Source organism: Candidatus Poribacteria bacterium (assembly GCA_021162805.1).
GTDB lineage: Bacteria > Poribacteria > WGA-4E > B28-G17 > B28-G17 > JAGGXZ01.
On the sequence record JAGGXZ010000223.1, the window covers coordinates 1 to 3,966 of the forward strand.

5 protein-coding genes are annotated in these 3,966 nt (G+C 55.1%); 4 read left to right on the forward strand and 1 reads right to left on the reverse strand.

The window, feature by feature from the left end; genetic code table 11:
- On the reverse strand, positions 1–2,275 hold a 2,275-nt coding region (locus J7M22_18265; protein MCD6508551.1), incomplete at its 3' end, for a hypothetical protein.
- 244 nt (positions 2,276–2,519) lie between these two features.
- On the opposite strand from J7M22_18265, the gene J7M22_18270 reads away from it, so the two are divergent.
- The 4 genes from J7M22_18270 to J7M22_18285 form a co-directional block, all read left to right on the forward strand.
- Positions 2,520–2,723: a hypothetical protein gene (locus J7M22_18270; protein MCD6508552.1), complete on the forward strand. Its 204-nt coding sequence runs from the start codon at positions 2,520–2,522 to the stop codon at positions 2,721–2,723.
- Positions 2,724–2,776: 53 nt separating this feature from the next.
- Complete coding sequence (locus J7M22_18275; GenBank protein MCD6508553.1) at positions 2,777–2,974, forward strand: hypothetical protein; 198 nt, start codon at positions 2,777–2,779, stop codon at positions 2,972–2,974.
- Entirely contained in the window at positions 2,971–3,771 is an 801-nt protein-coding gene (locus tag J7M22_18280; protein MCD6508554.1) for an amidohydrolase, read from the forward strand. The genes J7M22_18275 and J7M22_18280 overlap by 4 nt, the downstream gene beginning before the upstream one ends.
- Before the next feature lie 64 nt (positions 3,772–3,835).
- The coding region (locus tag J7M22_18285; protein MCD6508555.1) for a spore coat protein at positions 3,836–3,966 on the forward strand (131 nt) is incomplete at its 3' end.

Below are 3,966 nucleotides of genomic sequence, written 5' to 3' on the forward strand. Positions count from 1 at the left end.
GCAGCCCGGCCGCGTCGCGAACGGCCATATCGATCTTCAATATCTCCATCGGTCCCTGCCACTCGCCGCCATCGATCGAAAATTCGGCGACATCGAGTGGAAAGGCGTTCGGCTCATCCCTGAGGATCGGCCATCTATCCCTCTCTATCTTCTCCCTTCTCACTTCGACGTATTTCCTTCTTGGCGAGAGCTTGGGATCGGGATTCGGATCGATCACGAACAGTCGACTGCCGCAGCCGGGCAGATCGGTGTGGATCAGCACGCCGTCATCCGTCTCCTCAGCATCGGCGAGATATACCTCGCCCGTCTGAGCATCCCACTCCTGAACCTGTCCCTTGCCCGGGATCCTGACGGTGAGCGGGCCGGAAGACCTATCCTGGAGCGTGTGACAGATGAAGGTGAGATACCGGCCGGTTTCAGGATCATAACGCAGCATATAAAGCGAGCGGTTGTACTCCTTCCCGCTTTCATCCTTGATCGAGACCCGACGTATGTCCCCGATCTGGGAGAGTGCGTTCACCAATTCAGCTCTATCCAATTGGATGCAGGTCGCCTTAGCCGCCAGTTTCTGAGCCTCATCGCTCGGCACGGCATCCACGAAGGTGGGTATAGGCTCGACGAATATCACCCTGCCGCCTGCCTCCAGCAGGCCGGAGAGAAATTTCAGGGTGCTTTTTCGTATGGTCAGCATAGGAGGCACGATGACGACCCTGTATTTCGCCTCCGCCACCCGCAGCGAATCTCCCTCCACCGATCCATGTCTCTCCAATATGTCCTCATCCACGTAGTCGAAGTCGAAATGTTCCTCAAGCAGTGTGTTCTGGAGGGTCATAAACTCGTTGTTAAGCCTGTCCAGCGGCTCGCGCACGCCGGCGTAGAAAAGCCCCCAGGCGCTTTCAATAGGGTGAATCACCGCCACATCCCGTATGGCTCTCCCCTGGGTCATAAGCAGGTTCACCCTTGCGAAGTAATCCTCCACGATCGGATAATCCCGCCACCATGGGGACTGGAACGAGATGGAGGCGGGGTAGTCGCGTTTTGCCTCCCCCAGCATGGTGTACCACGAGAGGTGCTGGCATCTCAAATTCACGCCCAAGGCGGCCTGCCAGTCGCCGACGGCCTTATGCTCGGCGAAGTTGAAATGCCATCCCGTGCATCCGTAAAGCTCGCTCAACATCCACTTTCGGCCGAATTGATCCAACACGGAGCTGCACTGCTTGGCGGTGGAGAACTCAGGCGATGTCCCGCCCTCCCTGGTCAGTATCTGGCCGCAGAGGATGTCTATTCCAGGGGCCTGCATGAACTCATAGAATCTCATCGTGCTGCCCACCACCGAGGTTTGACTCCTCAGATCCTGTTCAGCCAGAACGTGGCCGGTGAAAAGGAGGTTATGTCTCTCGCACCAATCGAATATCTGTTTGGCGAAGCTCCTGGTAAACATATACGTCAGACAGTCGTGATAATCACGCCGGACCTTTGAAAAGTCCGAGTCATTTACCTTAAAGAAGATCTCCGGAAGATGAGGTATCAGATCATAGCCGTATCGTTCCCTGAAAACCTCCGGCAGCGAGTCGGTCCACGGCGCGTTGCCTCCCCTCTCACTCAGGCTTAAACCTCCGTGATTCGGCTCGTCGGTGAAGATGCCGGGTATAACGGTGCCGAAATCCTCCCCGACATGCCTGGCATAGGCCTCATGTGTGACCTCGATGAATTTGGCCACTGCCTCCTCGGACAGCGTGTCGAGATAGGTCTGATCGTTATACCAGGGGGAGGGATCAGCCAGCACGCATCGGAAGGAGAGGATCTTTTCGTCTTCCCCCACAGAGCTTATCTCATCCGAACTGATTTGTCTGACGTCGCTTGCCCTGTTGCCGTTAACCTTGGCGGCGAATATGGCAAGCTCATCGCCGAGGGGTTTGAACGAGCCAGGGTCGGAGATGGTCAATCTGAGGAACCTTTGACGGTATTTGGGATCCTTGGTCACCAATCCGCCCGCCGCGCCCGACGGCCACCGATCCTCGTCGTAAAGCCATACCTCCATGTTGTTCTTACGCGCCTCATCCGCACATGCCTTTATGAGATCGAACCATTCCTCCGACAGATACGGCGTCGCCAGCCCGACCCTTGAATGCATAAATCCTCCGCCCAGACCCATATCCCTGAAAACTCGGATCTGACGGCGGAGTTCGCTCTCCTCCAGGCGTCCGTTCCAAGCCCAGAAGGGTTTTCCCCTGTAGAGGGATGATGGAGATCGGAAATCCTCCCTCAAACCCATCCTTTCTCTCCTTTCCCACATAAGTTATCAGGTTTGCGGCTAATTGAGTATACCACAGTCGCCTGTTCCGGGCAAGGGTATCTTGTCCTCACGCTGTTCGCTAGGGTGTAAAGAAGATCGAATTTTTGCGGATGTAAAAACATGAGCAGTCACAGGGTTTATGCCTCCTCAACGATTTCGATCTTGAGCATATTTTCGAGGTATGATAGAATAAGCGGGAACTGAAAGAGCTTGGAGGTATCCGATGCTCGCTTTGACCCTGATTTTGACCTATAGCGTCTCATACGCCGCAGATGATAGCTGGAGGATGCCGCTTAAGGCGAAGGCGGAGATCTTCGGGAGGAACATACTCCAGCGACACTGGATCGATGGGCTGTATCCATCGGCGGTGGATCTGCCGCCGGGATATACCGGACCTCTCGATCCGACCACGTGGCCCACTCGATAAACTCCCCGCTCAGAACGAAAAGGATCTTCTGCAGCATCCCCGCCGGGCTGTTCGTGAGCGAAGATAGGGGCGAAAGCTGGCATAACGCCAATCTGGTCCTGATCTTCGAAGGCAACATGCAGAGGGAGATAGGAAACGCCGATTTCCTCGACGCCTACTGGCGTGGGAGATATTACGGCTTCATAACGGACGAGGATGACACCTCGCCGCCCGAAAGCTGGGACATGACTCCGCCGTGGAGGCGAAGATGAAGGTGATAGACTTCCACGTGCACGCTTTCCCGGATGATCTGGCTTCCAGGGCGATGGAGCAGCTTTCACAGCGCTCCGGGGTCATCCCATCATACGATGGGACGATCTCGGGGCTGAAGCGGTCGATGATGAGGGCGGGCATATCCAGGAGCGTCCTCCAACCTGTGGCCACCAAGCCCTCACAGGTTAGATCGATAAACAACTGGCTTCTGTCGCTGAAATCCGACCAGCTGATCCCGTTCGGCGCCATCCATCCCGATCTGGAAAGATCTGAGGAGGAGCTGAAAAGGATAAAGGCTCTGGGCATCCGGGGGATCAAGATCCACGGTGATTATCAGGAGACCTTCATCGACGATGAAAGATACATGCCGATCTACGAGGTGATGGAGGATCTGGGCATGATCTTACTTCTGCATGCTGGGGTGGATATCGGCCTGCCGCCGCCAGCGCATGCGACGCCCGAAAGGATCTTGAAAGTTCATGAGAGCTTTCCGAGGCTTAGGATCGTCGCCGCGCATATGGGAGGATTTAAGATGTGGGACGAGGTCGAAAGATATCTGCTGGGTAGGGAGATCTATCTCGATACCTCATACGTGCGAACCTTCATGGATGATGAGAGAGCACTGAGGATGATGAGGGAGCATGGCATAGATAGGATACTCTTCGCCACCGATGCCCCCTGGGCCGATCAAAAGGAGGAGCTATCCTGGATAGCCTCCCTTGGTTTCTCGGAGAAAGAGATGGCCAAGATCCTGTGCGAAAACGGGGCGAAGTTGCTCAGACTCGACTCTCCATGATGACTATGATATAATTTTCGCGTTCAAAACTTCATCTTCCCGATGACTCGGTGTGCTTATGGAGCTGAAAGGGGTTGTTCTGGCAGGGGGATTGGGGACGAGGCTCTACCCGATAACGAAGGTCGTCAACAAACATCTCCTGCCGATCTGGGACAAACCGATGATCTATTATCCCATTCAGACGTTAGTTAACGC

Excerpts from the sequence above, each read along its gene's own strand:
- J7M22_18270 (MCD6508552.1), top strand. The coding sequence starts at position 2,520 with ATGCTCGCTTTGACCCTGATTTTGACCTATAGCGTCTCATACGCCGCA.
- J7M22_18280 (MCD6508554.1), top strand. The coding sequence starts at position 2,971 with ATGAAGGTGATAGACTTCCACGTGCACGCTTTCCCGGATGATCTGGCT.